At 64.5% G+C, this 26,417-nt stretch carries 25 protein-coding genes; 15 read left to right on the forward strand and 10 right to left on the reverse strand.

Annotation, left to right across the window (positions count from 1 at the left end; genetic code table 11):
• Positions 1–83: 83 nt before the first annotated feature.
• The 6 genes from NLM31_RS27450 (at position 84) to NLM31_RS27475 (ending at position 7,559) form a co-directional block, all read left to right on the forward strand.
• On the forward strand, positions 84–1,463 hold the full coding sequence (locus tag NLM31_RS27450) for a serine hydrolase (protein WP_254194275.1): 1,380 nt from the start codon (positions 84–86) through the stop codon (positions 1,461–1,463).
• Positions 1,464–1,598: 135 nt separating this feature from the next.
• Positions 1,599–2,576 carry a BMP family protein gene (locus NLM31_RS27455; protein ID WP_254194276.1) on the forward strand — a complete coding sequence of 326 codons (978 nt, stop codon included), beginning with the start codon at positions 1,599–1,601 and terminating at the stop codon, positions 2,574–2,576.
• Between the two features lie 54 nt (positions 2,577–2,630).
• Entirely contained in the window at positions 2,631–4,064 is a 1,434-nt protein-coding gene (locus NLM31_RS27460; protein ID WP_254194277.1) for an amidase, read from the forward strand.
• Positions 4,061–5,569, forward strand: a complete 1,509-nt coding sequence (locus NLM31_RS27465; protein WP_254194278.1) for an ABC transporter ATP-binding protein — start codon at positions 4,061–4,063, stop codon at positions 5,567–5,569. The genes NLM31_RS27460 and NLM31_RS27465 overlap by 4 nt, the downstream gene beginning before the upstream one ends.
• Complete coding sequence (locus NLM31_RS27470; protein ID WP_254194279.1) at positions 5,569–6,618, forward strand: ABC transporter permease; 1,050 nt, start codon at positions 5,569–5,571, stop codon at positions 6,616–6,618. Before NLM31_RS27465 ends, NLM31_RS27470 begins: the two co-directional genes overlap by 1 nt.
• Positions 6,619–6,662: 44 nt before the next feature.
• On the forward strand, positions 6,663–7,559 hold the full coding sequence (locus NLM31_RS27475; protein WP_375167554.1) for an ABC transporter permease: 897 nt from the start codon (positions 6,663–6,665) through the stop codon (positions 7,557–7,559).
• 18 nt (positions 7,560–7,577) lie between these two features.
• On the opposite strand, the gene NLM31_RS27480 is transcribed toward NLM31_RS27475, so the two are convergent.
• On the reverse strand, positions 7,578–9,152 hold the full coding sequence (locus tag NLM31_RS27480; RefSeq protein WP_254194281.1) for a S10 family peptidase: 1,575 nt from the start codon (positions 9,150–9,152) through the stop codon (positions 7,578–7,580).
• Positions 9,153–9,412: 260 nt separating this feature from the next.
• Here NLM31_RS27480 and NLM31_RS27485 point away from each other — a divergent pair, with 260 nt between their 5' ends.
• The 3 genes from NLM31_RS27485 (at position 9,413) to NLM31_RS27495 (ending at position 11,445) form a co-directional block, all read left to right on the forward strand.
• Positions 9,413–10,192: an NAD kinase gene (locus NLM31_RS27485; RefSeq protein WP_254132302.1), complete on the forward strand. Its 780-nt coding sequence runs from the start codon at positions 9,413–9,415 to the stop codon at positions 10,190–10,192.
• Between the two features lie 98 nt (positions 10,193–10,290).
• Complete coding sequence (locus NLM31_RS27490; protein ID WP_008133731.1) at positions 10,291–10,836, forward strand: response regulator; 546 nt, start codon at positions 10,291–10,293, stop codon at positions 10,834–10,836.
• A gap of 30 nt (positions 10,837–10,866) precedes the next feature.
• Positions 10,867–11,445 carry an Hpt domain-containing protein gene (locus NLM31_RS27495; RefSeq protein WP_254194282.1) on the forward strand — a complete coding sequence of 193 codons (579 nt, stop codon included), beginning with the start codon at positions 10,867–10,869 and terminating at the stop codon, positions 11,443–11,445.
• Between the two features lie 126 nt (positions 11,446–11,571).
• On the opposite strand, the gene NLM31_RS27500 is transcribed toward NLM31_RS27495, so the two are convergent.
• The 4 genes from NLM31_RS27500 to folE form a co-directional block, all read right to left on the reverse strand.
• Positions 11,572–12,747 carry a DUF2336 domain-containing protein gene (locus NLM31_RS27500; RefSeq protein ID WP_254194283.1) on the reverse strand — a complete coding sequence of 392 codons (1,176 nt, stop codon included), beginning with the start codon at positions 12,745–12,747 and terminating at the stop codon, positions 11,572–11,574.
• Positions 12,748–12,906: 159 nt separating this feature from the next.
• Positions 12,907–13,923 (reverse strand): lytic transglycosylase domain-containing protein, encoded by a 1,017-nt coding sequence (locus NLM31_RS27505; protein WP_254194284.1) that lies wholly within the window; start codon positions 13,921–13,923, stop codon positions 12,907–12,909.
• A 141-nt stretch (positions 13,924–14,064) separates the two neighbouring features.
• Entirely contained in the window at positions 14,065–14,487 is a 423-nt protein-coding gene (gene hisI, locus NLM31_RS27510) for a phosphoribosyl-AMP cyclohydrolase (RefSeq protein ID WP_254194285.1), read from the reverse strand.
• Positions 14,488–14,514: 27 nt separating this feature from the next.
• On the reverse strand, positions 14,515–15,207 hold the full coding sequence (folE, locus tag NLM31_RS27515; RefSeq protein WP_254194286.1) for a GTP cyclohydrolase I FolE: 693 nt from the start codon (positions 15,205–15,207) through the stop codon (positions 14,515–14,517).
• A 243-nt stretch (positions 15,208–15,450) separates the two neighbouring features.
• On the opposite strand from folE, the gene NLM31_RS27520 reads away from it, so the two are divergent.
• Positions 15,451–15,906, forward strand: coding sequence for an iron-sulfur cluster assembly scaffold protein (locus NLM31_RS27520; protein WP_254132308.1), 456 nt, complete (start codon positions 15,451–15,453; stop codon positions 15,904–15,906).
• A gap of 16 nt (positions 15,907–15,922) precedes the next feature.
• On the opposite strand, the gene NLM31_RS27525 is transcribed toward NLM31_RS27520, so the two are convergent.
• Positions 15,923–16,765, reverse strand: a complete 843-nt coding sequence (locus tag NLM31_RS27525; protein ID WP_254196273.1) for a hypothetical protein — start codon at positions 16,763–16,765, stop codon at positions 15,923–15,925.
• Positions 16,766–17,036: 271 nt separating this feature from the next.
• On the opposite strand from NLM31_RS27525, the gene yidD reads away from it, so the two are divergent.
• On the forward strand, positions 17,037–17,375 hold the full coding sequence (yidD, locus tag NLM31_RS27530) for a membrane protein insertion efficiency factor YidD (protein WP_254194287.1): 339 nt from the start codon (positions 17,037–17,039) through the stop codon (positions 17,373–17,375).
• A 91-nt stretch (positions 17,376–17,466) separates the two neighbouring features.
• Positions 17,467–17,679, forward strand: a complete 213-nt coding sequence (locus NLM31_RS27535) for a hypothetical protein (RefSeq protein ID WP_254132311.1) — start codon at positions 17,467–17,469, stop codon at positions 17,677–17,679.
• On the opposite strand, the gene NLM31_RS27540 is transcribed toward NLM31_RS27535, so the two are convergent.
• Positions 17,680–18,891 (reverse strand): hypothetical protein, encoded by a 1,212-nt coding sequence (locus NLM31_RS27540; protein WP_254194288.1) that lies wholly within the window; start codon positions 18,889–18,891, stop codon positions 17,680–17,682.
• Positions 18,892–18,893: 2 nt separating this feature from the next.
• Positions 18,894–20,261 carry an APC family permease gene (locus NLM31_RS27545; RefSeq protein WP_254194289.1) on the reverse strand — a complete coding sequence of 456 codons (1,368 nt, stop codon included), beginning with the start codon at positions 20,259–20,261 and terminating at the stop codon, positions 18,894–18,896.
• A gap of 322 nt (positions 20,262–20,583) precedes the next feature.
• On the opposite strand from NLM31_RS27545, the gene NLM31_RS27550 reads away from it, so the two are divergent.
• Complete coding sequence (locus tag NLM31_RS27550) at positions 20,584–21,912, forward strand: alpha/beta hydrolase (protein ID WP_254194290.1); 1,329 nt, start codon at positions 20,584–20,586, stop codon at positions 21,910–21,912.
• Positions 21,913–22,097: 185 nt separating this feature from the next.
• Positions 22,098–22,424: a GrlR family regulatory protein gene (locus NLM31_RS27555; RefSeq protein WP_254132315.1), complete on the forward strand. Its 327-nt coding sequence runs from the start codon at positions 22,098–22,100 to the stop codon at positions 22,422–22,424.
• A gap of 24 nt (positions 22,425–22,448) precedes the next feature.
• On the opposite strand, the gene NLM31_RS27560 is transcribed toward NLM31_RS27555, so the two are convergent.
• Together NLM31_RS27560 and NLM31_RS27565 are read right to left on the reverse strand one after the other, a co-directional pair.
• Positions 22,449–22,838, reverse strand: coding sequence for a hypothetical protein (locus tag NLM31_RS27560; protein WP_254132316.1), 390 nt, complete (start codon positions 22,836–22,838; stop codon positions 22,449–22,451).
• A 91-nt stretch (positions 22,839–22,929) separates the two neighbouring features.
• Positions 22,930–24,099, reverse strand: coding sequence for an MFS transporter (locus NLM31_RS27565; protein WP_254194291.1), 1,170 nt, complete (start codon positions 24,097–24,099; stop codon positions 22,930–22,932).
• A 185-nt stretch (positions 24,100–24,284) separates the two neighbouring features.
• On the opposite strand from NLM31_RS27565, the gene thrS reads away from it, so the two are divergent.
• Complete coding sequence (thrS, locus tag NLM31_RS27570) at positions 24,285–26,327, forward strand: threonine--tRNA ligase (RefSeq protein ID WP_254194292.1); 2,043 nt, start codon at positions 24,285–24,287, stop codon at positions 26,325–26,327.
• Positions 26,328–26,417: the final 90 nt, after the last annotated feature.

Genomic DNA, 26,417 nt, shown 5'->3' on the forward strand with positions numbered 1-26,417 from the left:
AACGGGCACAACCTGACGGTTGTGCCCGTTCTGCTTTCTCGGCTAGCTTCTCGCAACCAATCCCCTCGCAAACCGGTAGCGCAATGGACAAGTGGCTGCGATCCGCGATCGACTACATCAGCTCCTGGATCGAATTCCAGCAGACGACCTTCCAACAGCCCGGCGTCCTGGTTGCCTTCGTCCATCGCGGCGAGGTCGTCGCCGAGCATGCGTTCGGCCTTGCCAATCTCGACACCGGCGAGAAGCTCACCCCGCGCCACCGCTTCCGCATCGCCTCGCACTCGAAGAGCTTTACCTCGGCCGGCATCATGAAGCTGCGCGAGCAGCGCAAGCTCAGGCTCGACGATCCCGTCGGCCAATATGTCAGCGGCCTGCATCCGCGTGTGGCGGAGACCACGATTGCGCAGGTGCTGTCGCACAGCGCCGGGCTGACGCGCGATGGCGCCGATTCCGGCCAGTTCATCGACAGCCGTCCCTATCTCAACGCCAGGGAGCTGCTCGCCGAGTTGAAGGGGCCGACCGCGATCGAGCCCGGCACGCGCTTCAAATATTCCAATCACGGTTTTGCCCTGATGGGCCTCGTCATCGAAGCCGTGACCAAGGAGCCCTACTCCGCCTGGATCAAGCGCGAGATCATCGAGCCTGCGGGCTTGCGCGAGACGGAGCCGAACGCGCCGCTTCCGAAGGGCGCGCTGTTTGCGCGCGGCCACACGCGCAAGCTGCCGTTCGGCGAGCGCTGCGTCATCCCGGGCGACAATCCGGCGCACGCGATGGCGTCCGCCGCGGGCTTCGTCGCCACCGCCGCGGACACCGCACAATTCTTCGCGCAGCTGGCGCCCAATGCCAGGAAGAGCGTCCTGTCGGTCGCGAGCCGACGCGAGATGACGCGGCATCAATGGCGCGTGCCGCAGAGCTTCGAGGCCTATTACGGCCTCGGCGTCAACGCCGGCAAGACCGACGGCTGGGATTGGTTCGGCCATGGCGGCGGCTTCCAGGGCTATATCTCGCGGACCTGCTCCATCCCCGGATGCGAACTCTCGATCAGCATCCTCAGCAACGCCATCGACGGCGTGGCTCCGTTCTGGATGGACGGTGCGATGCAGATCCTCCGCGTGTTCAAGACCCGCGGCGCACCCGACCGGCGCGTCCGCGACTGGACCGGCCGCTGGTGGACGATCTGGGGCGCGACCGACCTCGTGCCCGCCGGCAATCGCGTGCTCGTCGCCAATCCCCAGTTCAACAACCCGTTCATGGATGCCGCCGAGATCGAGGTCACCGGCCGCGACACCGGCAAGCTCGCCTGGGCGGCCGGCTATTCCAGCCATGGAGAGCCGGTGCGCCGCATCCGCGACAAGCGCGGCAAGATCAGCGACGTCTGGCTTGGGGGAGCAAACCTCAAACCTGCGAGCGCCGTCGCGCGCGAGATCGCGCGTCGGTATCAGCCGCAGAAGAAGAAGCGATAGCAACCGCGCGTCGGAGCATAGACGGGCCACGCTCGGTCAGGGCACACGGCGCCCATTCTGTGGGCTTGACAAATTTTCCCCCGACTTCAACTCTCCCCGGAGATCGCAAGCGATTGTCGCGGATGGTGGAAGATCATGTTCTCAGTATCACGTCGCAGATTCCTGACGGGTTCAGCAGCAGGTGGCCTTGCCCTCGCAGCACCGCGCGCATTTGCCGCCGATAAACTCAAGGTCGCCGGCATCCACGCCTCGCCTGTCGAGAATGCCTGGAATTCACGACTGCACGAAGCGCTGCAATCCGCGGCCAAGGACGGCGTCATTGAGTATGTGTTTTCGGAAGGCGTGTCCGGCACCGATTATCCGCGTGCCATGCGCGAGTATGCCGAGCAGGGCCACAAGCTGATCGTCGGGGAATCCTATGCGGGCGAGGCTCAGGCGCGGCAATTGGCCGCCGACTATCCGCAAACCGCTTTCCTGATGGGATCGAGCGGCAAGCCATCAGGAGACAATTTCGGCACCTTCGGCACATGGAATCACGAGGCCGCCTATCTCGCCGGCATGCTCGCCGCGCCTCTTTCCAAGAGCGGTACCTTCGGCACGGTCGGCGCAATCCCGATTCCGGAAGTCAACATCCTGATCAACGCGTTTCGATCGGGGGTGAAGGAGGTGCGGCCCGACGCCAAATTCCTGATCGGGTTCATCGGTACTTTCTTCGATCCTCCCAAGGCGCGCGAATCCGGCCTCGCGCAGATCGATGCCGGCGCGGACATTCTTTTTGGCGAGCGCATCGGGACGGCCGACGCCGCCAAGGAGAAGAAGATCAAGTCAATCGGTTCACTGCTCGACTACACGCCGCGTTACCCGGACACGGTGTTCGCGAACGCAATGTGGTACTTCCGTCCCATTCTTGACGCGGCCATCGCTGATGCGAAAGCCGGCGCCAAGGCAGGCAAGGACTACTCCTCCTTCAGCTTCATGAAGGCGGGAGGCAACGACGTCGTGTTCAGCAAGAGCATGGTCGCTCCGGAATCGATTGCCGCAATGGAAGCCAAGCGGGACGCGATCAAATCCGGCAGCTTCACTGTCCCTGTCGACCCCAAAGAACCAACCTAGTTCCTTGAGGAGTTGACTGGCGCCGTTTCTCCCAGTCCTTCGGGGATGTGCATTGTGACAGACGCACGCGATCCGCAGGATGGTGTGACCCTCGGTGCAGCCGTTCGTGCTGGACGAACGACAAGCCGCGACGTCCTCGAAGCGGCCCTCGAGCGCGCAAGCGCCGTCAGCCGGTTGGGGGCGATCAGCCATCTCGCGGCCGACATAGGTCAGCAGCAGGCCGCATCGATCGACGCACGCCGTGGACCGCTCGCACAAGACGACCGAGGTCCCTTTTGCGGCGTCCCTTTCCTGATGAAGGACCTCGGTGCTGCGGCCAAGGGCCTTCCCGTCGTCTGCGGCTCGCGCGCGCTCAAGCCGGTGCCGGCCGACAGTGATGATGTCCTTGCACAGCGCTTCCGCAAGTCCGGACTTGTTCCGTTCGGTCTCACCACCGTTCCGGAGTTCGGCCTGTCCCTGAGCAGCGAGCCCGCCCTGGGGCCGATCGCACGCAATCCTCTCGATCCGTCTCGGACGCCCGGCGGATCGTCCGGAGGTGCCGCGGCCGCCGTCGCCGCGGGCGTGGTGGCGCTTGCGCACGCCACGGACGCCGGCGGATCGATTCGTGTTCCGGCGGCCTGTTGTGGTCTCGTCGGGCTGAAGCCAAGCCGTGGTGCCGTCCCTGGAGGACCGAGCTTCCAGAACCACCTCGGCGGTCTCGCCTCGGAACTCGTCGTCAGTCGCTCGCTCCGCGACACGGCCGTCGCCCTCGACTGCTGTAGCGGAGCGGCTGGCGGACCCTGCCCCGATCCCGACCTTGGCAAGCCGCTGGCTGATCGCCTCGACATTCCTCCCAACGGCTTGCGGATCGGGCTCTGCTCCGACGTCAGCGAAGGCGCGCCGATCCAGCCGAGCTATCGCGAGGCCGTGCATCACGCGGGCTCCGTGCTGGCCGCCGCCGGCCATCAGGTCACCGATATCGGTCCCGAAATTCTCAATCCTCTCGCCCGCAACGCCGCTCTGGTTTTTGACAGGGTCATCTCAGTCAATCTGGCGCGAACACTTGGTGACGTCTCCGCCGTGGAGCCGCTGACCGCCGCCGTCGTACAGCGTGGGCTTGCCATCACCGCGCGCGAACTTCAGGATGCCGAGCTCACCGGCGTCCGTGTCGCGCACAACCTCTGGCGGCTTTTCGATGAGTTCGACGTGATCATCACGCCTATGCTGAGCGGGCCGCCGCCATCGATCGGGTCCTTTCCCATGGACCACCGCGACGTCGACCTGCACTGGCGGCGAATGTCGGATTTCGCACCCTACGCCATGATCTCAAATGTGGGCGGCACGCCGGCGCTGTCGATCCCGCACGGGATCGACGACCGGGGCCTTCCGCTGTCCGTGCAACTGATCGGTCCCATGGCGGCCGATGGCCTGCTGCTGCGCCTTGCGCGCCAGCTGCAAAAGGCGGTGCCGTGGCATTTCGCCGCGCCAATCGCCGGATTGCCGCGATGAACGAGACCGTCCTGAGCCTGGAGGGGATCACCAAGCGGTTCGGTTCTCTCATCGCGAACGACGACGTCACTCTGAATTTGCGGCGCGGCGAATTGCTGGCTCTGCTTGGCGAGAATGGCGCCGGCAAGACGACCTTGATGAACATCCTGTTCGGTCACTACGCAGCGGATGCAGGTCGCGTCATCGCTTTCGGCCGCGAGCTGCCGCCCGGGCGCCCTCGTGCGGCGATCGACGCCGGGATCGGCATGGTCCATCAGCATTTTGCGCTCGCGGCAAACCTGACCGTCCTGGAGAACATCGTCGCAGGAACGGAGAACATCGGTCGGCTTCGTGGCCGCTGGCGAGAGGCGCGCGCCAAGCTCACGGAGATTGCCCGGCGCTTCGGCCTTGCGATCGACCCTGATGCGCGGGTCGGCGACCTCTCGGTCGGCGAGCGGCAGCGGGTGGAGATTCTCAAGGCACTCTATCGCGACGCCCGCATCCTGATCCTTGACGAACCCACCGCCGTCTTGACGCCGCAGGAAGCCGAGAAGCTATTCGATACGCTGCGTGTCATGGCTGCGAACGGCCTTTCGCTCATCTTCATTTCGCACAAGCTGCATGAAATCCTTGCTGCCGCAGATCGGATCGTGGTGTTGCGCGCCGGCAAGGTCACGGCCGAACGGATCACGGCCAACACCAACAAGAACGAACTTGCCGAACTGATGGTGGGGCGGCCCGTCACGCGGCCCGCCCGGGAGCCACAACAACCGGGCGCGCTGGTCATGCGGGCCGAAAATGTCAGCGTCGCGGGCTTCAAGCCGCTTTCGGATATTTCCTTCGAATTGCGCGCGGGCGAGACGCTCGGCATCATCGGCGTCTCCGGCAACGGACAGTCGACGCTCGGTCGGCTTCTCGGAGGCCTCGTCAAGCCGACGGCGGGCCGTTTCGAGCTCCTTGGAGCAACCGTTGCAGAGCCGACGCCGGCCTCGTTCGTTGCATCAGGTGTTGGACGCATTCCCGAGGACCGCAATGTCGATGGCACGGTCAGCGACATGACGCTGTGGGAAAATTCCGTGCTGGAGCGGATCGGCGAGCAGCGCTTTTCAGCCTTTGGCCTGGTTCGTCGATCAGGTGCGCGCGCCTTCGCGAAAGCCATCATCGAGCGGTTCGATGTCCGCGGCGGTGTGCCCGACACACCAATCCGCCTGCTGTCCGGCGGCAACATGCAGAAGCTCATTCTCGGGCGAAACCTACTGACCTCGCCGCGTATTCTGATTGCGGCCCAGCCGACCCGCGGGCTCGACGAGGGCGCGGTCGCTGCGGTCCACGCCGAGATCCTCGCGGCGCGTCGCGCCGGCGCCGGGGTCCTTCTCATCTCGGAGGATCTCGACGAAATCCTGCAACTGGCGGATCGGGTCCAGGCGATCGCAAACGGTCGTCTCTCGCCGTCGATCCCGATTGATGATGCAGAGCCGCGCCGGCTCGGCCTGATGATGGCGGGCGCCTGGAGCGAGATGGCTTGATGCGGCTCGATCGACGCGCCCATGTTCCTGTGACGCTCGCCGTTGCGGCCCCGTTCGGCGCCGTTCTGGTCGCGCTGTTGCTCGCCGGCATTCTGATTGCGATGAGCGGCGCTCCGGTCCTGGAGGCCTATCGACGCATCCTGACCAGCGCGTTCGGCTCCAAATCGTCGATCACCGAAACGCTCACGCGGGCGACACCGTTGATCCTCACCGGCCTCGCGGTGGCGGTCGCCTTCCGGACGCGTCTGTGGAATATCGGTGCCGAAGGCCAATTCTATTCCGGAGCGCTGGTCGCGGCGATGCTGGGCTCGCAACACGGGCTACAACTGCCGGGCCCGGCACTGATCCCGGTCCTGATGGTCGCCGGAGCAGCGGCCGGCGCGCTATTGATGCTCGCCCCGCTCGGGCTGCGACTGCGTTTCGGCGTCGACGAAGTGGTCACGACGCTGCTGTTGAACTTCATCACGATCCTGACGGTGTCGATGATGATCGACGGCCCGCTGAAGGACCCCATGGCCTTCGGCTGGCCTCAGTCGGTCCCGATCGTTGGCGACGCCTTTCTGCCCAAGCTCGTTTCGCGCTCCAGGCTGCATATTGGATTTCTCATCGCGATCGGCCTCGCCCTCCTGATCTGGTTCGTCCAGGAGCGGACTGTGTTCGGCCTCAAGACTCGCGCCGCAGGCCTCAACCCCGCAGCGACCAACTTCGCTGGTATCAAGGTCAATCGTCTGCTGGTTCAGGCTGCTTGCGTCTCTGGCGGCCTCGCCGGCCTTGCCGGTGCGATCGAGGTTCTTGGCGTGAAGGGGTATGTGACGACCGACCTGTCGCCCGGTTTTGGCTACACCGGTATCATCGTTGCGATGCTCGCGAGCCTGAATCCGATCGGCGTCGTCGTCACGGCCATTTTCGTTGCGACAATATTCGTCGGGTCGGACGGCATGAGCCGCGGGCTCGGCGTGCCGAGCTTCATTGCCGATGTCATCGTGGCTCTGTCGCTGCTGGCCGTGCTGGTGGCGCTGGTGCTCACCAATTACAGGATCCGCCGTTGACCGCCGCGCTGGACCTTTTCGCATCTGCCGGGCTCTGGGCGGCCATGCTTCGCATCGCAACGCCGCTCATCTTCGGCACGCTCGGCGCGCTGCTCTGCGAGCGGTCGGGCGTTCTCAACCTCGGCATCGAGGGTATCATGACGTTCGGCGCAATGATCGGTTGGCTGACCGTCTATCATGGCGGCGATCTCTGGCTCGGTCTGCTCGCCGCGGCGCTCGCTGGGGCAGCGTTCGGTCTGCTGCATGCGCTCCTCACCGTCCCGCTCGGCGTCTCGCAACATGTCGCCGGCCTCGGCATCACGCTGTTCGCGTCGAGCCTTGCCTATTTCATCTTCCGCCTCGCGATCCCCGTATCGGGTTCGCCACCGACAATCGTGCCGTTCCAGGTCCTCCAGATCCCGCTGCTCTCGAACCTTCCGTTTCTCGGCGAAGCGCTGTTCCATCAGACCGCTCCCACCTACATCGCGATCCTGCTCGCCCTGTTGCTCGGTTACGTGCTGAGCGCGACGCCGTTGGGGCTGGCCATCAGGATCGTGGGCGAGAACCCGCATGCAGCCGAGGCCCAGGGGCTGGATCCGATCGCCATCAGGGTCGGCGCGATCGCCTTCGGCAGCGCCCTCATGGGCCTGGGCGGCGCGTTTCTCACCCTGTCGGCCTTCAACAGCTTCTTCCCGACCATGGTGCAGGGACGTGGCTGGGTCTGCATCGCGCTCGTCGTCTTCGCATCATGGCGCCCGACACGGGCGCTTCTCGGCGCGCTACTGTTTGCACTGTTCGACGCCTATCAGCTTCGCCTCCAGCATATCGTTGGCAAGGCGGTGCCGTATCAGCTTTTCCTGATGCTGCCCTATGTAATGTCGATCGTCGCCTTGCTCGTGATGGCGCGGCGTGCGCGGGTCCCCCAAGCGCTGATGCAACCGTTCCGGCGCGGCGAACGCTAGGATACCCTCGGCGGTCTCCTACTCCCTGATCAGGGTCTCGACCTCGCTCCGAAGCGCCTGTCGCGAGCCGTCGCGCGAATAGAACATGTGGCCGCCGGGATAGACAACGAACTTCACGCGCGACGTCACAAAGGACGGCAGCTGGTCGAGCGCCCGCTTCGTGCCGAAATAGGGCGTTGCGAGATCGAACAGGCCGTGCGCGACCAGCACGTTCAGCTTCGCATCGGTGGCGAGAATCTGGCGCAGCTCCGACAGCGATTGCGGCGGGTTGATGCCACCACCAAAGTCCCAGTTGCGCTCGACCGCGCCATTGAGGACTTCATAGGATCCGTCGGGGCGCCAATTGAGCTTGCGCGTGAGCACATCGACCGCGGCACTCGTCAGCGGCGCCTGAAGCGCATCGCCTGAGGGATCGCCGAAGCGCGAGCTGCTCGAATCCGGATAGGGATCGAGACCGCGCACGGAGGCGTCATAGCGCCCGGTCACCATGCCGTTCTTGCGGTCGAGCTCGCGGCGGAATTCACTGACGTCGAAGCGTCCGGCGAGCCTGCGGCTCACCGCAGGGTCGAGGCCGGTCAGCTCGGCGACCTTGTCGGCCAGGCGATTGGTGGCTTCCTTGTCTGCCTCGCCCTTGACGAGGTCGGCTAGAAACTCGCCGCGGGCGTAGGCCTCGACGTCAGCGAGATCGGCGCGCTTGACCGGCCCCTTGGCTTCACGCGCCACCGCCACATAGCTCGGCAAGGTCGCGACATATTGCAGAAGGCTCGTGCCCGTGAACTCGCGGAAATCGAGGAGCGGCGACACCAGGATCAACCCTTTGACGCCGACGCCGTGCTGAATCTGCAACTGGCGCACGACCTTCGGCCCGCGAATCCCACCATAGCTCTCGCCCGCCACATATTTCGGCGAGGTCAGTCGGTTGTGCTTCTCGAGCCAGCGGCGGATCACGAGCGCAATCGAGTTGACGTCGCCGTCGACCGAATAGAACCGCTTGCGTGTATCCTCGCCGCTCGCGATGACACGGCTGTAGCCTGTGCCGATGGGATCGATGAAGACGAGATCGGTGAAGTCGAGCCAGGTTTCCGCATTCGGCTTCACCTCGGGCGAAGCCGACGGCGACAACCCCTCGCCGTCGAGCGGCAGCCGCCACGGCCCGGCCGCGCCGAACTGCAGCCACGCCGACGAGGCACCGGGCCCGCCGTTGAACAGGAACGTCACGGGACGCGTGGCGCGATCGGCACCGTCCAGCTCGTAAGACGTGGTGGCGATGTCGGCGAGCGGCTCCCCCTTCTCGTCGAATACGCGGACGGAGCCGGCGGTCGCGGCGAAGTTGAGCGTTCGGCCCGGCAGATCGAGGGTCTGCTTGGTGGTCTGGTCGCCCGGCAGACGATGCTGGTCGGCGGCCGCGGGCGACGCCTGCGCTGCATTGCCGCCCCGCCCGCCCTTCTGCCCCGCGGGCGCCGCCGCCTCGTTGCGCGGCTGCGGCGGATCGTCCGCGCGCGCCAAATCCGTGAGCGCCAGGCCCGCAAGCGCGAAAGCAGACACCGCCAGCACCAACCCCGCGCGGCGCAGCATCGGCAAGCTCATGATCATGATCGTTCTCCCAGCCGCCCGTCGGTCCCCGGCCACAGCTGTAGCGGGCAATTGCGACGGTTTGGGGGATCGGAAGCCTTGGGAAGGGCATTCCGGGCCGATCCGCATCGCTTTTGTCTGGAATCGGGATGCCGGGCCGACCGACCCGTTTGCCTTGCCGGGCGGTCGTCCTCGACAATAGAGGCCCAGGTCGTATAGACGACCTCGGCGGAACTTTCTCGAGCCAGCGACACCTGCCTGGAAGCCAAGATCTGGAAGCCATGACCAAGCCATCGCGATACGACCGGATCGCCTTCGTCGCCAGCCCGAGCAGCGACGCAGAGGCCGCCCTCCACCAGCTCACCACGCAATATGGCAATTGCGATCCGAGCGAGGCCGACGTCGTGGTCGCGCTCGGCGGCGACGGGCTGATGCTCCAGACGCTGCACCAGCACATGCGCTCGGGAAAGCCGATCTACGGCATGCACCGCGGCACGGTCGGCTTCCTCATGAACGAGTACTCGACGCACGATCTGCGCACGCGCCTCGAGGCGGCGCATGAATCCGAGATCAACCCGCTGCTGATGCGCGCGACCGATACCAATGACCGCGTCCACCTGCATCACGCCATCAACGAGGTCTATCTGTTCCGCCAGACCTCCCAGGCCGCGCGCCTGCGCATCCTGATCGACGAGCGCGAGCGCATGCCCGAGCTGATCGCCGACGGCATCATCGTGGCGACGCCGGCAGGCTCGACCGCCTATAACCTCTCCGCCCAGGGGCCGATCCTGCCGATCAACGCCGCTTTGCTGGCGCTGACACCGATCAGCGCCTTCCGGCCGCGGCGCTGGCGCGGCGCACTGCTGCCCAACACGGCCTATGTCGTGATCGAGGTGCTCGAAGACGACAAGCGGCCCGTCGCGGCAGTCGCCGACCATGAGGAGGTACGCAGGGTCCGGCGCGTCGAGATCCTGTCCGACAAGACCATCTCGATGCGTATGCTGTTCGACCCCGGCCACAGCCTGGAAGAACGTATCCTGCGCGAGCAGTTCGGTTACTGACCCGCCTGCCCCGCACCCCTCCGGGCGCCCGATCGCAACGCTTCGTTAACCCTCCGCACGATATGGTTAATGAAAGTTGACCCTTTGGCCTGGGCGTCATGTTTCGCATCGACTTCAACAAGCTGCGCTTCCTCGTCTGCGACGACAATCCGCACATGCGCCGCATCCTGCGGACGCTGCTGCATTCGTTCGGCGCGCGCGAGGTCTATGAGGCGGAGGACGGCGCCACCGCGCTGGAAATGTACAGCCATTACGTGCCCGACATCGTCATCACCGACTGGGCGATGCCGATCTTCGACGGGCTCGAGCTTGCGCAGATGATCCGGCAGCCGGAATCCAAGGGTAACCCCTACGCGCCGATCATCATGCTGACGGGGCATTCCGAGAAGCGCCGCGTCACGGTCGCGCGCGATGCCGGCGTCACCGAATTCCTGGCCAAGCCGATCTCGGCCAAGGGCCTGTACCAGCGCATTCTCAACGTGGTCGCCAGTCCACGGCCCTTCATCAAGACCAAAACCTATTTCGGCCCGGACCGGCGCCGCAACACCAATTCCGCCTATATGGGTCCGGAGCGCCGCGTCGGCGAAAAGCACGAGGTGCTCCAGCAGCCCTCACTGCTCGACAAGGCCCGCTCCTCCATCTAGCGCAACGTCTCACCCGACGAGGCAGGCATCATGGCGAAGAACAGCGCAAAGGACATCGAGGTCACGGCCTTCGCCACGCATCATGTGATCACGCAGCCCAATCCGCTGCGCAAGGTTCTGCGCCGGGTCGCAGAAAAGGACATGGACGATCCGATCGCACGCGCCGAGAAGGCGCTTGCCGATCTGTCCGGCGAGTTCAAGAGCTGGATGACGACCGAGGTCAACCGGCTATCGTCTGCCTATGTCGTCATCCGCAACGACGGCTTCACCAAGGAGCGGCGCGACGAGCTGTTCCACGCCGCCCACGACATCAAGGGCGACGCCGCCACGTTCGGCTTTCCCGCCGCGGCGGGAGTTGCCGAGAGCCTGTGCCGCGTCATCGAGCATGCGCCGGATCTCGAGAAGGTGCCGGCCGAGCTGTTCACGCACCACATCAACGCGATCCTCGCCATCGTGCACGAGAACACCAAGCTCGACAGCATCAGCGTCTCCGCCGAGCTCAGCCGCCGTCTGCGCAAGGTCGCCGATGATTATCTCGCCGACGTCAACCGCGACCGCCCCGAGCATCTCGAAGTGATCCTCGCGCCGAGCATCGTACCGGCGGAGTAGTTCTCGCTTTCGGCAAGGCAAGATATCGTAGGGTGGGCAAAGCGGAGCGTGCCCACCAGTCAGCTCATTAGGCGGATAAATCGTGGGCACGGCGCCGCGCGCCTTTGCCCACCCTACGGCATCTCGTTATGCCGCAATCAGATCGTCATACATGGGATCGATTGTGTCTTCCGCGACGAGCTCGTCGCAGAACAATCTCGCCTCTTCGCGCGCGGATTCGGTGGCGAAGCGGCGCAGCAGGACCATCAGCGGCTCGGTGGCGCCGCGGTCGGTCTCGCAATGGGTGAGCACGCGCTCGACCATGCGACGGCGCAAGCGTGCCGCGGTGTCGTCGGTGTCGACAAAGCCCTGCTCGTGGCAGGCATCGAGCGCGACCTGGAAGGCCGCAAACGTTGCCTCGGGCAACCCGGCACGACGGAGTAGCGCGTGCAGGCTATTGCCGCCGCGGTCGTGCAGCAGCGCGGACACGCGCGCGAGCGGCAGATCGGCGAGTTCAGCGAGCGCGGCGTCGAACAGGTCGAGATTGCTCGACAGCAGCGCACGCAGGATCAGACCCGCGGTGAGCTGGCCGGTGATCCGCAGATGCTTCACCAGGCCCTGCATGTCGTCGCCGCGCGAGCGCGCTGCGATGTTGATGGTGGAGCGATCGCGCGCCTCGATCGTCATGCGCTCGGCACGGTCGGCGCTCAGCCAATTCCGCGCCACCACGAACTGCGCCAGCGTCTCGGAGAGCTTTGCCACCAGCGCGGCGCGGGTTGCAGCCGGAATGTCGTCCAGCACCAGCATCGCCTCTCGGATCGCGGCGAGATGGCCGTGGCGCTCGACGATGCGATTCCACGAGAACGGTGCCAGCTCGGCGTGCGGATTTTCGATGAGCTCCAGCGCGGCGGCCGCGCAGCCCACCTCGGCAATGGCGGCGCAGACCGAGACCGGCAGCGCGATGCGGCGTGCGACCGCACATTGCACGTCGTCATTGCCGGTCGCGACGATGTCGACGAGATCGGCATCGATCAGCAGCGGTGAATGTTCGAGCACGGGCAGCGCCACGGTCGGCTGGTCCGCCGACAGCGCCCGCACGATCGACGCCGGCGCATCCGTGCTGCGCGCAAAAGCCTCGGCCATCGCCTGCCGCACCAGCGGCGAGGGATCGTCGAGCAGCATCAGCAGCGCGCCTTCGGCGGCGACACGGTCGTCGTGAGAAAGGTCCGAGATCAGCCAGGCCCGGGCCAATGCCCGCGTTGCCTCCGCCCGCTCACCGGCGGGCGCGGTCCTGATCCAATTGATGAACTGCCGAACAATCATGGTGCTTCCGGCTTACGCAACGAAAAAACGAAACGGTGACGGCTTGTCACCTGCAACACAAAATAAACCACGACGCTTAACAAAGCGTTCACCATAACTGGCTGGTTTTATTGATGATTTGTTAAGGGCTGAAAACGGCCCGACGGCCGCGACCGCGCGCTAGCTCGAGAACGTGCCGCTGCGATCGCTGAAGAGATCGAGCGGTTGCGGCGGCCGCACGTCGGGCGTTGATGACGCGACCGAAGTGAGCGAGGCGTTGTTGCCCCACAATTTCTGCACCGTCGTCGAGACCGGCTGCGTTGTATCGCCGGGTTGATAGATCGAACGGAATGCCGGCGTGACGGGCGCGCTGTCGGCGACCGTCGTCGACGACGTCGCGCTCGCCGGCGTCACGCCACGTGCATCCGGGAAGGTCTGGAGATAGGCGGCGCTGTTGGCCATCGGTGCGGTGGGCTGCACGCCGTTGGCGGCGGCAACCTGCGTGGTCGACGGCGTGTCGCCATACATCGCCATCGCGCTGCGCGTCGATTTCGCATTCGAGGCGCTGGCGTAACGCGCATTCAGCACCGAATAGACTTCGGAGACGCTGCGCGCACGACCATCCTTGGCATAGAAGATCGAGCGGTTGGAAGATGCCGCATTGGGAAACAGCCGCGCACCGACTGCTTGCGGGTTGTCCTCGGCATTGGCGATCAGTTTCGCCGCACCGCCGACGCCCATGAAATGCGCCATGTAGAGCTCGCTGTCGGACGGCCGGCGGCCGAGCAGACCGGTGAGCTTGAAGCTGTTGGACTGCGTCAGCGCCGCCGCCATGCTGGACGCGGCCTCGGGATCGTCGCGCAGCTTCATGATGGATCGCTTCATGAAGGGATCGTCGACGGTATATGTGCCTGACGACGTCCGTGTGATCGCGTCGGAATAGTTGCCGTAGCCGAGCTGGGCGCCCGCCTCCTTCACCGTGCCAAGCCAGGTCTGGTCGATGAACTGATAGAGGCCGTGGGCGGACGAGGTGGTGGCGCTGGCCGACGGATCGAAATCCGATTCCATCTTGGCGGTAGTCAGCATGTATTCGAAGCTGACGCCGGTCTGGTTCGAGCCCTGCTTGATCGCACCAGCGACGCGCTTCAAGCCGTCGGTCGCGGCTGTCTGCGAGGCACTGGAATTGTCGACCGACATGATGGACTGCCCGCCCCGCGCGGCGTTGAGCGGCGCCGGCAATTCGGCGGCCTGATCGTCCCACCGTGGGACAGTTATGGTTAACGCGGGGTTAATTTGGCGATCGCGCTCATTCCGGTGCCCATCGGCAGCGGGCAAGCCCTACTTCTTGTAGACCGCGTTCGGATCGAACAGCCTGTCGGCATCGACGAAGACGAGCTTCGCACCACCACCCTCGGCTTCGACCTTGCGATAGAAGCAGGACCGGCGGCCGGTGTGGCAGGCCGCGCCGATCTGCTCGACGCGGAGCCAGACCGCATCCTGGTCGCAATCGGTACGGATCTCGACCACGCGCTGGGTCTGACCTGAGGTCTCACCTTTTCGCCACAAGGCATTGCGCGAGCGGCTGAAGTACCAGGCTTCACCGGTGGCAATGGTCCTGCGCAGCGCCTCGTCATTCATATGCGCGACCATCAGCACGTCACCGGTGGCGACGTCCGTCGCCACGCAGGTCACGAGGCCGTTCGCATCGAACTTGGGGAGGAAGGCCAGGCCTTCCTCGATCTCGTGGGAGTGAGCGGACACGACAAATCTCGCCGGTTGTTCGCGAGGTCAGCGCGCCATGCCTCGCACCATGGACAGGAAGCGGGCCTGCTCCGCCGGGTTGTCGCGGAACATGCCGGTGTAGCGGCTGGTGAAGGTCGAGGCGCCATGCTTGGCGACGCCGCGAACCGACATGCAGGTATGCTCGGCCTCGATCAGGACAGCAACGCCACGCGGCTTCAGGATCTCGTCGATCGCGGCTGCGATCTGCGCCGTGAGATGCTCCTGGGTCTGGAGCCGGCGGGCGAAGATGTCGGTCAGGCGCGCAAGCTTCGACAGGCCGACGACGCGCTCCACCGGCGTATAGGCGATGTGTGCCTTGCCGTAGAACGGCATCATGTGATGCTCGCATTGCGACGTGAACTCGATGTCTCGCACCAGCACGAAGTCGTCATAGCCGGCGGTCTCGCCGAAAGTGCGGTCCAGCACCTCGGCCGGGCACTGGTGGTAGCCCTGATAGAGCTCGTCGAAAGCCTCGACCACGCGACGCGGCGTATCGAGCAGGCCTTCACGCCCGGTGTTCTCGCCGATATAGGCGAGCAGCGTTTTCACCGCCGCTTCCGCCTCGGCACGCGCTGGACGCGGCTGGTCGGCGCGGACGGCGGCCGCAAGGAATTCGGCAGGATCGAGCTCGGCCGGGCGGCTCTCGAGCTGCTTGTCAGAGGGCTTGCTCGGGCGGATAGATTTGATTGCAGCGTCCATATCGACTCCGTTCGACGGCCTTGCGGCCGGAGTGTCACCGGCAGACGGGGCGGACAAGCCGCCGGACGCCTGAAGAGAACAGTATTTGGCGAAAGAGGTCTCTTGGCAATAACGCCGGCAATGCAGATCTGGATCATCGCCTGCGCACCGCCGGACTGTTTTTCCGCCAGTTCCAGCCCTATATAGGTCCATGGACCGCGCCCGCCAAGGCCGATCCGGCAGGTAAGTGTTGGACTCCATCACATGCTGAACGACATCTATAACAAGCGGATCATCGAGCTGGCCGGGAATATTCCGCGCCTCGGACGGTTGTCGGACCCCGACGCGAGTGCCACCGCCCATTCCAAGCTGTGCGGCTCGACCGTGAAGATCGACCTCAAGATGGAGGGCGACACCGTCACCGACTTCGCCCATGACGTGAAGGCCTGTGCGCTGGGCCAGGCCTCTTCATCCATCATGGCAAGTCACGTGGTCGGCTCGACTGCGAGCGAACTCCGTGAGTTACGCGAAACCGTTCGCAAGATGCTGAAAGAGAATGGTTCGCCTCCCGAAGGCAAGTGGGAGGAAATCAAATTCCTCGAACCGGTCCGCGACTACAAGGCACGCCATGCCTCGACGCTGCTGACCTTCGATGCGGTGGTGGATGCGATCGGCCAGATCGAGGCCAAGGCGAAGCAGCCGGTCCCAGCGCAGGGCTGAGACCACGCTGAAGCCTCTACTTCGGTGGGAGCGCAGCCGGCGTCGCGGCACCACCTGTCGGCACTACAGCTTCGGCCGTCTTGGTCGACTTGGCAGGCTGCGCCTGCTCCTCGCCGAACCTTGCCTGCGTCTTCGGCGCAAGCTCGGCTACCGCAGGCGCCATCACGTCCACATGCGGCAGCACGTCAGCGACCAGATCGGTCGTCACGAGGTTGGTCAGCTTCAGCTCGGCTGCGTCGAGCTCGTGAAGATCTTCCCAGGGCGGCACGTTGAGCGCGAGCGACAGCAGGTCGCCCGCCCCGCCCATGTCGAAGGTGTATTTGGCGAGCCGGCCGATGTCGCGTTCCACGATCATCAGATCCTGCGCGCTGTAGCTCGCCGCCTTGGCGTCATCGGCGCGATCGCCCATCCAGATCTGATGGACGCGGACATGGGCCGCTTCCGGCACGTAGCGCTTCTTGCCGGCCAGCAGCAGGAACACGCACATGGATTCGCAATAGGCTTCCGAGGCAACCGCCGGACGGGTGCCCTGCTGCGTAATGCCCACGGTGGTGAGAAGGCCGAGATTGCGGAAGCGCCGGCCGAGCGTGATGGCGTCGTTGACGGAACCGCCACTGGAATCGAGCACGACGGTGGCGCCGCCGAGCTGGCGTCCGCGGGCGAAGTCGTCGAAGTCCTTCGGTGTATCAGCAGTGATGATGCCGACTGCGCTGACCCAGCCTCGGCAATTGGGCTCGCAGGCCACCCAGCCAAACTTCATCGGCAGCTTGCGCTCTTCAAGCGAGGCGCCGGCGCTGGCCGACGAACCGAAAGTCGCGATGGCGCCCGCCAACACGACGCCACAAGCGGCGGTTCCCATCAGCAACCAGCCACGAAGGTTGAGCGACTTCAGAACTCTCAAACTGGTTCCTTCCCCAAGCCCCAAAAGCAATCAGGTAAGCCCCGTTTCGACGTTCCCTGAGTCTACACATGGACGTCACAAAAATGGTATCCGGGGGAATACAGATCGTCCATAGGTACTTGCTGCACTGCTCCCAGAAAGCAGGCAAACTATGGCGTAGACACAACAGCTCGCTGTTCCCTGCGCTGGAACTGCGCAACCGGACGCTCACGATGGCGGCAAAGCGCACATGAAGCACACAAGCTGCGAGCACTGCTCCACCCCTGTCGCTGAGGCGCTGCGGCTGCCTCGCAGATTCGGCCGCGCGCTGATCTGGCTCTATCGGCACACGCTGTCGCCGTTGGTCGGCTACAACTGCCGGCATCTGCCGACCTGCTCCGTGTATGGCGACGAGGCGATCGAGCGGTTCGGACTCTGGGCCGGCGGCTGGATGACGCTCGCGCGCCTGCTGCGCTGCAACCCCTTCGGCACCTCTGGCATCGACAACGTGCCTGTCGCCGCGCCGAGGGGCGCGCGCTGGTACCTGCCCTGGCGCTACGGCCGCTGGCGCGGTGTCAACGCCTCGTAAGCATGCTGCGGTGCTTTGCGCATCGCTGCTCCGACCGGAACCGGAACTTTTCCATCGCGTTGTCGTGTTGCTCCTCAGGGAGGAAACAATAATGCGCTGGAAAATCAGCCCTCATTCTCACGTCCGGCCTGGTTCACATCTTGGCTCCCATCCGCGGGATCACGACCCCCGCACCATCGACATGGTCGCTATCATCGCGCTGCTCGTGCTCGTCGTCGGCTCCGGCTGGTATCTGGCAACAAGCCTTGCAACGCCGCCGAGCACAACGGCGTTCATCGTGCCAAGCCAGAGCGTGCACTGGTAGCTAGCGGAACCAGAAGAAGCGTCCCGGCGGCGGCGGGATCGACTCGGGCGGACGCAGCCGCTTCGGCCGCGGTTTCGGCGGCGGTTCAACAAACGAGGTCGTCTCCGCGGTCGGCGCGACCTCGCTCCCGGGGATCTTCACCGACAGCAGCAAGTTCGACTCGTGCATCCGCCAGCGATAGCCGACGCCGAAATCGATCGGCTGGGCGCGTGTGAACAGCTCGGCGTAACGCTCCTGATAGCGGCCAGGGAATTCGTCGATCGGCCCCAGATAGCGGCCGAACGGGAAGAAGCGCCACTGCCGCGAATTGTAGTTGGCGAGCGGAATGCCGGAATCGTCCTGGATGATGGTCGCGCTGTTGGCGAGCAGCCAGTCGCGGGCGACGGTGAAGTTTCCCGCGTGCAAGAGATACGACGCACTCTTGAGCAGGCTGTTGCCTGGCCCGAGCGTCTCGCAGAACTTCAGGAAGCCGGTTGCGCGCGCCCCGGAATTGGAAAGATCGGTCGAGAAATAATACAGCGTGCGCACCTCGCCGTCGGCACCTGCAAAGATGATGCGAACCCCGCGCGTGGCGTTCGGCCCCGGATTGTCGTTGCCCGTGTGCACCCCGCCCTTGTTGTCGAGCGCGACCGTCTCGACGTTGCGGATGGTTTTGCCGGAGCGCGCCAGGAAGACGTAGAGGATCGGCAAGGTGCCGTTGACCTGATTGGCGTGCAGGTCGACCTTCATCTGCTTGGTGATGAAGAAGGAGAAGCTCAGGATCGAGCCGAGCGAGCGCTCGACATTGTAGAGCGCGGCACCAACCGAGCCGCGCGGCAGCCTGGTCAGATCGGGCACCGCACCGACCGGCTCCAGCGCACCCAGCACGTAGGTGCTGGCCTTGGAGTAAAAGGCGTTGGCGTAGAGGAAATCCGGGCCGCTGAAGAAATAGAACATGGTCGGCCGCGGTGCGGCGAGATTGACGTCCGACCAGCTCCGGATCTTCGATAATTGCCGCTGCTCGAGTTGGGCGAAGGCGCCGTCGAAGAATTTTGCGTGATGCTGCCAGGACGGGTCCCTGGTCAGCGCAACCAGCGGCGAGTCGGCCGAAGGCTGCATGCCCGCGAGGAAGCGCGCGGTGTCGTCGAAGGTGACGTCGGCCGCGCGCGCGGACGAGATGGCCGCAGCCATAAGGGCAAGAGCGACGGCCGCAATTCTCATGGGTCGAAACATGTCTATTCGCGATTGTGAGACGTAGCAGCGGCGACCGGCCGCCTGCGGAAAACAGCATAAATCACAAGGCCCGAGAGCATGACGAGCATGCCCGACAGCGACTGCACAGGCCGCTCGGTCAAGAGGTAGTACATCATCGACGCGGTCACGAGCAGGAAGATGAGCGGCGTGAACGGGTATCCCCAAGCGCGATAGGGCCGCGGCAAATCGGGATCGGTGATGCGCAGCTTGATGACGCCGGCAACCGTGAAGAACGAGCAGAACAGCAGCGAGAACTGGATGAAGTCGAGCACCGCCTCGAAGCTGCGCGTGAACAGCAGCAGGTTGGCGACTGCGAGCTGAAACAGGATGGCGTAGGCCGGCGCGCCCCTCGCCGATCGCGTCGAGAACATCCGCAGCGCCGGGATGTCCTCACCCATCGTCATCATCACGCGCGGGCCGATCCACATCATCGCGCTGATCGAGGAGATCAGGCCGACGCAGATCATGGCGCCGACGATCCGGCCGCCGAGGCCTCCGAAGATGGCGCTGCCGGCTACGCTTGCGACGTCGAGCTGGCCGGCCAGCGCGCTGATTGGCGTCGAGTAGAGGAACACAGCGTTGAGCGCGACATAGAGCACCAGCACGATCACCGTGCCCGCGAGCAGCGCACGCGGCAGGCTCTGCTGCGGTGTGTTCATCTCGCCGATGATGTAGGTCGCGGCGTTCCAGCCCGAGAACGAGTACATCACGAAGACAAGCCCGATCGCGAAAGGCGCGCTCAAGATATAGGAGAGATCACCGGCGTGCGGCGCAAAGGAGATCGGCTGCGGCGTGCCGACGACGAAGCCGGCGACCAGGAAACCGACGATCAGCACGACCTTGAGGATGGTCGAGATCAGCTGGAAGGTCGAGGAGTGCCTGACGCCAGTCAATTGCACGATCGAGACCAGCCACACCACGCCGATGGCGAGCGGGATCGGTGGCACCTCGGGCATGACGGACTTGGCGTATTCGCCGAAAGCCATGGCCGCGAGCGCTACGGGTGCGGCAAAGCCGACCGTCGCCGAAACCCATCCCGCAAGAAAGCCGAAGGCCGCATGATAGGCGCGGCCGAGGAAATTGTACTCGCCGCTCGAGCGCGGAAACATCGCGCCCAACTCGCTGTAGGAGAACACGCCGCACAGCGCGACGATGCCGCCGACGGTCCACAGCGCGAGGATCGAGAAGCCCGAGGGGATGTCCTTGACCTGGAAACCGAGGCTGGTGAAGACGCCGACCCCGATCATGTCGGCAACGACGATCGCGGTTGCGACCAAAACGGAAACCCCGGAGCCACCTCCGCTCAGCCGCCCGGTCCAGGGCGCCGTTCCCGCATCTGATGCCGTCATCTGGGTCCTTAGCCTCAGGCGTCGCGCCTCGTGGGAGGCATCGTGCAGATTGGTCCAGTCAATTCAAGCAGGGTTAACAAGGGTTAAATGAGGCGGCCAAGATAGGTAACCAGCCACCTTTTAAGCCGGCCTTTGGGCAATAAACCCCTATTTGGCCGCGGAAATACGCACTCCCCTCCCACAATCGCGACACGATTGCATGGTCTTTTTTGACCGTTCCGGATGTGGGGAAGTTTCTCCGGACGCTTAACGTCACCTAAACGCCAGTCGGCTCAATTGTCTCAAGATCGCCGATGGACGTGTGACTTGGGGTCATGGGTGGATGGTCGGGGCCGTTCCGAAATTGAAGGCAGACGTGCGCGCTGACCGGACCAAGGCGTCCGGGGCGCGGCGTCGTGCGCTTCGGATCGCCCTGATCTCAGGCTTGGTGCCGTTGTCACTGACGCTGGTTCAATGCGGCAGGGCTCCCAATCCGACGGCGCTGGCGGCGAACTCGCAGGCCAACGTCCAGGTCGTTGCGAAGACCAATCCGCAAGCCCAGAGCGGTGACACGTTCGAAGATCGCTTCCCCGCCCCGCAGTTCAGGGAGCGCTTCCCTTCGGCGAGCGAGAGTCTTCTGCAACGACAGATGTCGGACTTCTCGCCCAAGCGCGCCGTACAGCAACCGCCTCAGCCGGAGCAGGCACCCTACAAGATCGCCTCGCTGGAGCCGCAAATCCCCTACCAGCGTCCACCACGGCAAGACCTGACGACGCTGGTCAGCATGAAGTCCTCGGCCTTCCCTTATTTCGGCAACAACCCTGCGTCCGACGCGCCCTTCCTCAACATCTCCAAGGGCGACCGCCGCGGCCACCGCAGCTATTCCGGGCGCGTGTTCTGGCAGGACGAGACCTACAACGACAGCCGCGTGCTCATGCACGTCCCCGAGCATTTCGACGTCCGCAAGCCAGGCGTGATCGTGGTGTTCTTCCACGGCAATGGCGCAACGCTCGAGCGCGACGTGCGCGACCGCCAGCTGGTGCCGCGGCAGATCACCGATTCCGGCGCCAATGCCGTGCTGCTTGCGCCGCAGATGGCGGTCGATGCCGCCGATTCCAGCGCTGGAAAGTTCTGGCAACCCGGTGGCCTCAAGCGCTTCATGGAAGAGTCTGCCAGTCACCTCGCGCAGCTGACCGGTGATCCCAACAGCGCGCGTGCCTTTGCCAACATGCCGATCGTGATCGTCGGCTATAGCGGCGGCTTCCTGCCGACCGCCTGGAGCCTCGAGGTCGGCGGCATCAGCGACCGCGTCCGCGGTGTCGTGCTGCTCGATGCGGTCTATGGCGAAATGGACAAGTTCGCCTCCTGGATCGAGAGCCATCGCTCGGGCTTCTTCGTCAGCTCCTATACGCACTACACCGCACGGCGCGACCGCGAGTTGATGAGCATGCTGCGGCAGAAGGGCATCGGCGTTTCCGAGGACATGGATGGGCCGTTGCGTCCTGGCAGTGTCGTGTTCGTCGAAACCGGCGACGGCATTACCCACCGCGACTACGTTAACCGCGCGTGGACGCAATACCCGCTCAAAGACGTGCTGGTGAAGATGTCGGCAACACCGGCGCTGGCGCTGACGCGCGTCGCAGCCACCAGCTCTTCCGCGCCAAGCCGTTAGTCTGGATTTTGCGCGCGCCGGCATTTCGCTGCGTTGGCTGCGATTCCGTCGGGCCGTGATCAAAATGCGGTGTTGATGGCCGACAATCCCCGGCAGCTACCGGATTGCTTCTGCCGGCCACGACCATAATTTGCCGGCCAAGCTGCACTTGAACCAGTGCACCTGGAATACCGCGGGGACAGGCAGTGCGTCAGGGACTGTACAAGGTCGACTTCCATACCGTTCATGGGACGGGCTGCGGAGTCGTCTATGTGACGGATGGCAAGATGCGCGGCGGCAATTCGGCCTTCGCCTTCATTGGCACCTATGCGGGCGAAGGCGACAGCATCAAGGTCAAGATCTCGACCGAGCGCTACAACGACGACCCGTCGTTCAAGGCGCTGTTCGGCATCGACCGGATCACGCTGACCCTCGCCGGCCGCGAGGACGGCGACACGGCCGAGTTCGAAGGCACCGCGCTGCAAGTGCCGGGCGTTGCCTTCAGGGCTGTGCTGAGCCGGATCGCCGACTAGGCGCCCGGCCCTCGAAGCTCGGCCCTAGGTCTTGGGCAGCTTTGGAATGCTCTCGGCAAAGCCGTTGAAGCAGGCCAGCCGCTCGTCCTCTTCCTTGAAGAAACGGCAATCGGCGTAGCCCTTGGCCTTCGCCGGCTTGGGCTTGGGCGTCGGTGGGATAATGGCGTCGTAGCAGTTGAGCCGGTCCTTGGTGCCATCGTCGGTTTCGAGGCAGGCCTGGAGCCGCGCCGCGACCGATTGCGGCTTGCCCTTGGGCGCTGCAGCCGGCTTGGCGGCGGCTTCCTTGGTGCCGGCCTTGGTCCCCTTGGGCTTCACCTGCACCAGCGGCTTGTCCCCCACCATCGGTGGCTTGTCGGTCTGCGCAAATGCGGAGGCTGAATAGAGCACCGCGGCAACCGCCAGAATCATCCTCATTTCAGTCAACTCTCTTTGGTCCCCATGCCTCGCCTTCTAGCGCTCCCGCGCGCGGTTTGCCAAGCGCCTTGCGCACAGGAAAACGCGCGATTCAGGCCGGAGCGGCGGCCCGCTGGGGCCGGCTCAGGATCACCAGGATCAGCGCCAGCACGACGAAGCCGGACGCCACGAAGCCGAGCGGATGCAGCAGCTCGCGGGCGAACAGCAGTCCGCCGATGGCGGAGCCGACGGCCTGGCCGATATAGAGCACGGAGGTGTTGAGGGCGACGGTCGCCGATGCAAGCTGCGGGGCGGCTGCGACCAGCCGCACCTGCTGCATCGAATTGGTCGATGCGAAGCCCAATCCCCAGATCGCGACCGCGCCCGCCATCGACATGAGCGTGCCGGCACCGAGCGCCCAGCCCGTGATGCCCGCCAGCAGCAGGCAGGTGAACAGCAGCGAGGTTCGGTAAGGTCCCCAGGTGTCGACGATGCGGGTCGCGATGACGACACCAAGGAAACCGCAGACGCCATAGGTGCCGAACACCATGCCGATCGCATCGGGGCTGGCATCGGTGAGCTTCTTGAGCAGCGGGCCCATGAAGGTAAACACCACGAACTGACCGGACATTTGCAACATGGTGATCGCAAGCAGCAACAGGATGGTCCGGCTGCGCCCGACCGCGCTCCAGGTTTTCAGGTCGACCGGCGTGCCCTTCAAGCCGGCCGGCAGACGCACCAGCAGCAACAGGAAGCTGACGCAGCCGAGCGCACCGATCCCGCCATAGGCGGCGCGCCAGCCATAGCGGCTGGCAATGAAGGTGATCAGAGGAAGGCCGATGGCGGCAGCCAACGACCAGCCGAGGAAGATGTAGGCAATCGTACTGCCACGCCGCTCCGCCGGCACGATCAGCGCCGCCGTACCGGCGGCCTGAGGCGTGTAGAGCGCGCCGACCGCGAGCATCACCAGGCGGATGACGAGGAGGCTCGCGTAATCCGGCGCAAAGGCCGAGGCGAGATTGCCGAGGGCGAGCACCGCGAGTGTGGTCGTGAGCAAGATCCGCCGTTCGATGCGGCTGGTCAGCCATGCCGTCAGCGGCGAGCCGATGCATAGTGTGATCGCACCGAAGGTGATGAGCAGCCCGGCCGCATGGATGCTGATCCCGAGCCCCGCCGACAATTCCGGCAGCATTCCCGCCGGCGCCAGCACCGAGCAACCGGTGACGAGATTGCCAAGCATCAGGGCGGTGGGCGCGAAACGGCCGGCGCGGGGATTTTCCATGCAAATGCATGTAGAGCAGGCGCGCCGCCAGCGAAAGGGCGCGGTTCGAAATAGTTCGGCCTCGCCCCGGCTTTTGCGCGCCACTTTCTTGGAATTGCCGGATTGCGCAGGCCGAATCGCCTGATATATCGCTCGTTCCCGCTTACCTGCGCTCGTTCGCAGGAGTGAGCCTCAGGAGAAAAGCAATGTCCGATCAGCCCAAATCCGAATCCGGCTTTCAATATAGCCTCAGCAATCTCAAGCCTGTGACCCCAGCCGCCAAAGTCACCCTCACCTTCCCCGACGGCGCCCAGCGCCAATATGACAAGAGCATCACTGGCCTCGAGATCGCCAAGGGCATATCGCCCTCGCTGGCCAAGCGCACCGTCGCAATGGCGCTCGACGGCGAGCTCGCCGACCTCAACGATCCCATCGAAGCCGATGCGAAGATCGAGCTGGTCAACCGCGACGATCCGCGCGCGCTCGAATTGATCCGCCACGACTGCGCGCACGTGCTGGCTGAGGCCGTGCAATCGCTTTGGCCGGGCACTCAGGTCACGATCGGCCCGGTGATCGAGAACGGCTTCTATTACGACTTCTTCCGCAACGAGCCGTTCACGCCGGAAGACTTTGCCGCGATCGAAAAAAAGATGCGCGAGATCATAGCGCGCGACAAACCCTTCACGAAAGAGGTTTGGGACCGCGAAAAGACCAAACAGGTGTTCCGCGACAAGGGCGAAGCCTTCAAGGTCGAGCTGGTCGACGCCATTCCCGGCACCGAGCCGATCAAGATCTACTACCAGGGCGACTGGTTCGATCTCTGCCGCGGCCCGCACATGACCTCGACCGGCAAGGTCGGCAACGCCTTCAAGCTGATGAAGGTGGCCGGCGCCTATTGGCGTGGCGACAGCAACAACCCGATGCTGACGCGCATCTACGGCACGGCCTTCGCCAAGCAGGAGGACCTCGACGCTTACCTCAAGCAGATCGAGGAAGCCGAGAAGCGCGATCATCGCAAGCTTGGGCGCGAGCTCGACCTTTTCCATTTCCAGGAGGAAGGTCCGGGCGTCGTGTTCTGGCACCCGAAGGGCTGGACCATCTTTCAGCAGCTCATCGCCTACATGCGCCGCCGCCTGACTGGCGACTATAACGAAGTCAACGCGCCGCAGATCCTCGACAAGTCGTTGTGGGAGACCTCGGGCCATTGGGGTTGGTACCGCGAAAACATGTTCGCGGCGCAGTCGGCCGGCGACGAGGCCGAGGACAAGCGCTGGTTTGCGCTCAAGCCGATGAACTGCCCCGGTCACGTCCAGATCTTCAAGCACGGCCTGAAGAGCTACCGCGATCTCCCGCTACGCCTCGCCGAATTCGGCGTGGTGCATCGTTACGAGCCGTCCGGCGCCATGCACGGATTGATGCGCGTGCGCGGCTTCACCCAGGACGACGCGCACATCTTCTGCACCGAGGATCAGCTTGCCGACGAGTGCCTGAAGATCAACGATCTCATCCTGTCGACCTATGCCGATTTCGGCTTCACCGGCGATCTCACCGTGAAGCTCTCCACGCGGCCGGAGAAACGCGTCGGCACGGATGCGATGTGGGATCACGCCGAACGCGTGATGGCAACTGTGCTGCGCGAGATCCAGGCGCAGAACAATCACATCAAGACCGAGATCAATCCGGGCGAAGGCGCCTTTTACGGGCCGAAGTTCGAGTACGTGCTGCGCGACGCCATCGGCCGCGACTGGCAGTGCGGCACCACGCAGGTCGACTTCAATCTGCCGGAGCGGTTCGGCGCGTTCTACATCGACCATGACGGCGGCAAGAAACCGCCGGTGATGGTGCACCGTGCGATCTGCGGCTCGATGGAGCGCTATATCGGCATCCTGATCGAGCACTATGCCGGCAACTTCCCGCTCTGGCTCTCGCCGGTGCAGGCGGTGGTCACGACCATCACCTCGGAAGGCGACGAATACGCCAAGGTGGTTATGGAGCAGGCGCGGCGCGCGGGGCTGCGGGTCGAGATCGACCTGCGCAACGAAAAGATCAACTACAAGGTCCGCGAGCACTCGCTGGCCAAGATCCCGGCACTGCTCGTGGTCGGCAAGAAAGAGGCCGAGACGCATTCGGTCTCCGTCCGCCGGCTCGGCAGCGACGGCCAGAAAGTGATGACGACCGAGGAGGCAATCGCCGCCCTGGTCGACGAGGCGACCCCGCCGGATGTCCGGCGGATGCGCCAGGCGGTCTGATCCCTGAAATCGATCTAAATTCGCTTTCGGTTGCGGGCGTGCATGCTTATCTCGGCATGGCACGCCCGTTGCCCATCTGAAGAGGCCATC

The sequence above is a fragment of the Bradyrhizobium sp. CCGUVB4N genome (genome assembly GCF_024199945.1).
GTDB lineage: Bacteria > Pseudomonadota > Alphaproteobacteria > Rhizobiales > Xanthobacteraceae > Bradyrhizobium.

What these genes read in the sequence shown, in the direction of transcription:
- NLM31_RS27450 (WP_254194275.1), top strand. Translation starts at nt 84, where the DNA reads ATGGACAAGTGGCTGCGATCCGCGATCGACTACATCAGCTCCTGGATC.
- NLM31_RS27455 (WP_254194276.1), top strand. Translation starts at nt 1,599, where the DNA reads ATGTTCTCAGTATCACGTCGCAGATTCCTGACGGGTTCAGCAGCAGGT.
- NLM31_RS27465 (WP_254194278.1), top strand. Translation starts at nt 4,061, where the DNA reads ATGAACGAGACCGTCCTGAGCCTGGAGGGGATCACCAAGCGGTTCGGT.
- NLM31_RS27470 (WP_254194279.1), top strand. Translation starts at nt 5,569, where the DNA reads ATGCGGCTCGATCGACGCGCCCATGTTCCTGTGACGCTCGCCGTTGCG.
- NLM31_RS27475 (WP_375167554.1), top strand. Translation starts at nt 6,663, where the DNA reads ATGCTTCGCATCGCAACGCCGCTCATCTTCGGCACGCTCGGCGCGCTG.
- NLM31_RS27480 (WP_254194281.1), bottom strand. Translation starts at nt 9,152, where the DNA reads ATGATCATGAGCTTGCCGATGCTGCGCCGCGCGGGGTTGGTGCTGGCG.
- NLM31_RS27485 (WP_254132302.1), top strand. Translation starts at nt 9,413, where the DNA reads ATGACCAAGCCATCGCGATACGACCGGATCGCCTTCGTCGCCAGCCCG.
- NLM31_RS27490 (WP_008133731.1), top strand. Translation starts at nt 10,291, where the DNA reads ATGTTTCGCATCGACTTCAACAAGCTGCGCTTCCTCGTCTGCGACGAC.
- NLM31_RS27495 (WP_254194282.1), top strand. Translation starts at nt 10,867, where the DNA reads ATGGCGAAGAACAGCGCAAAGGACATCGAGGTCACGGCCTTCGCCACG.
- NLM31_RS27500 (WP_254194283.1), bottom strand. Translation starts at nt 12,747, where the DNA reads ATGATTGTTCGGCAGTTCATCAATTGGATCAGGACCGCGCCCGCCGGT.
- NLM31_RS27505 (WP_254194284.1), bottom strand. Translation starts at nt 13,923, where the DNA reads ATGTCGGTCGACAATTCCAGTGCCTCGCAGACAGCCGCGACCGACGGC.
- folE (WP_254194286.1), bottom strand. Translation starts at nt 15,207, where the DNA reads ATGGACGCTGCAATCAAATCTATCCGCCCGAGCAAGCCCTCTGACAAG.
- NLM31_RS27520 (WP_254132308.1), top strand. Translation starts at nt 15,451, where the DNA reads ATGCTGAACGACATCTATAACAAGCGGATCATCGAGCTGGCCGGGAAT.
- NLM31_RS27525 (WP_254196273.1), bottom strand. Translation starts at nt 16,765, where the DNA reads ATGGGAACCGCCGCTTGTGGCGTCGTGTTGGCGGGCGCCATCGCGACT.
- yidD (WP_254194287.1), top strand. Translation starts at nt 17,037, where the DNA reads ATGAAGCACACAAGCTGCGAGCACTGCTCCACCCCTGTCGCTGAGGCG.
- NLM31_RS27535 (WP_254132311.1), top strand. Translation starts at nt 17,467, where the DNA reads ATGCGCTGGAAAATCAGCCCTCATTCTCACGTCCGGCCTGGTTCACAT.
- NLM31_RS27540 (WP_254194288.1), bottom strand. Translation starts at nt 18,891, where the DNA reads ATGTTTCGACCCATGAGAATTGCGGCCGTCGCTCTTGCCCTTATGGCT.
- NLM31_RS27545 (WP_254194289.1), bottom strand. Translation starts at nt 20,261, where the DNA reads ATGACGGCATCAGATGCGGGAACGGCGCCCTGGACCGGGCGGCTGAGC.
- NLM31_RS27550 (WP_254194290.1), top strand. Translation starts at nt 20,584, where the DNA reads ATGGTCGGGGCCGTTCCGAAATTGAAGGCAGACGTGCGCGCTGACCGG.
- NLM31_RS27560 (WP_254132316.1), bottom strand. Translation starts at nt 22,838, where the DNA reads ATGAGGATGATTCTGGCGGTTGCCGCGGTGCTCTATTCAGCCTCCGCA.
- NLM31_RS27565 (WP_254194291.1), bottom strand. Translation starts at nt 24,099, where the DNA reads ATGGAAAATCCCCGCGCCGGCCGTTTCGCGCCCACCGCCCTGATGCTT.
- thrS (WP_254194292.1), top strand. Translation starts at nt 24,285, where the DNA reads ATGTCCGATCAGCCCAAATCCGAATCCGGCTTTCAATATAGCCTCAGC.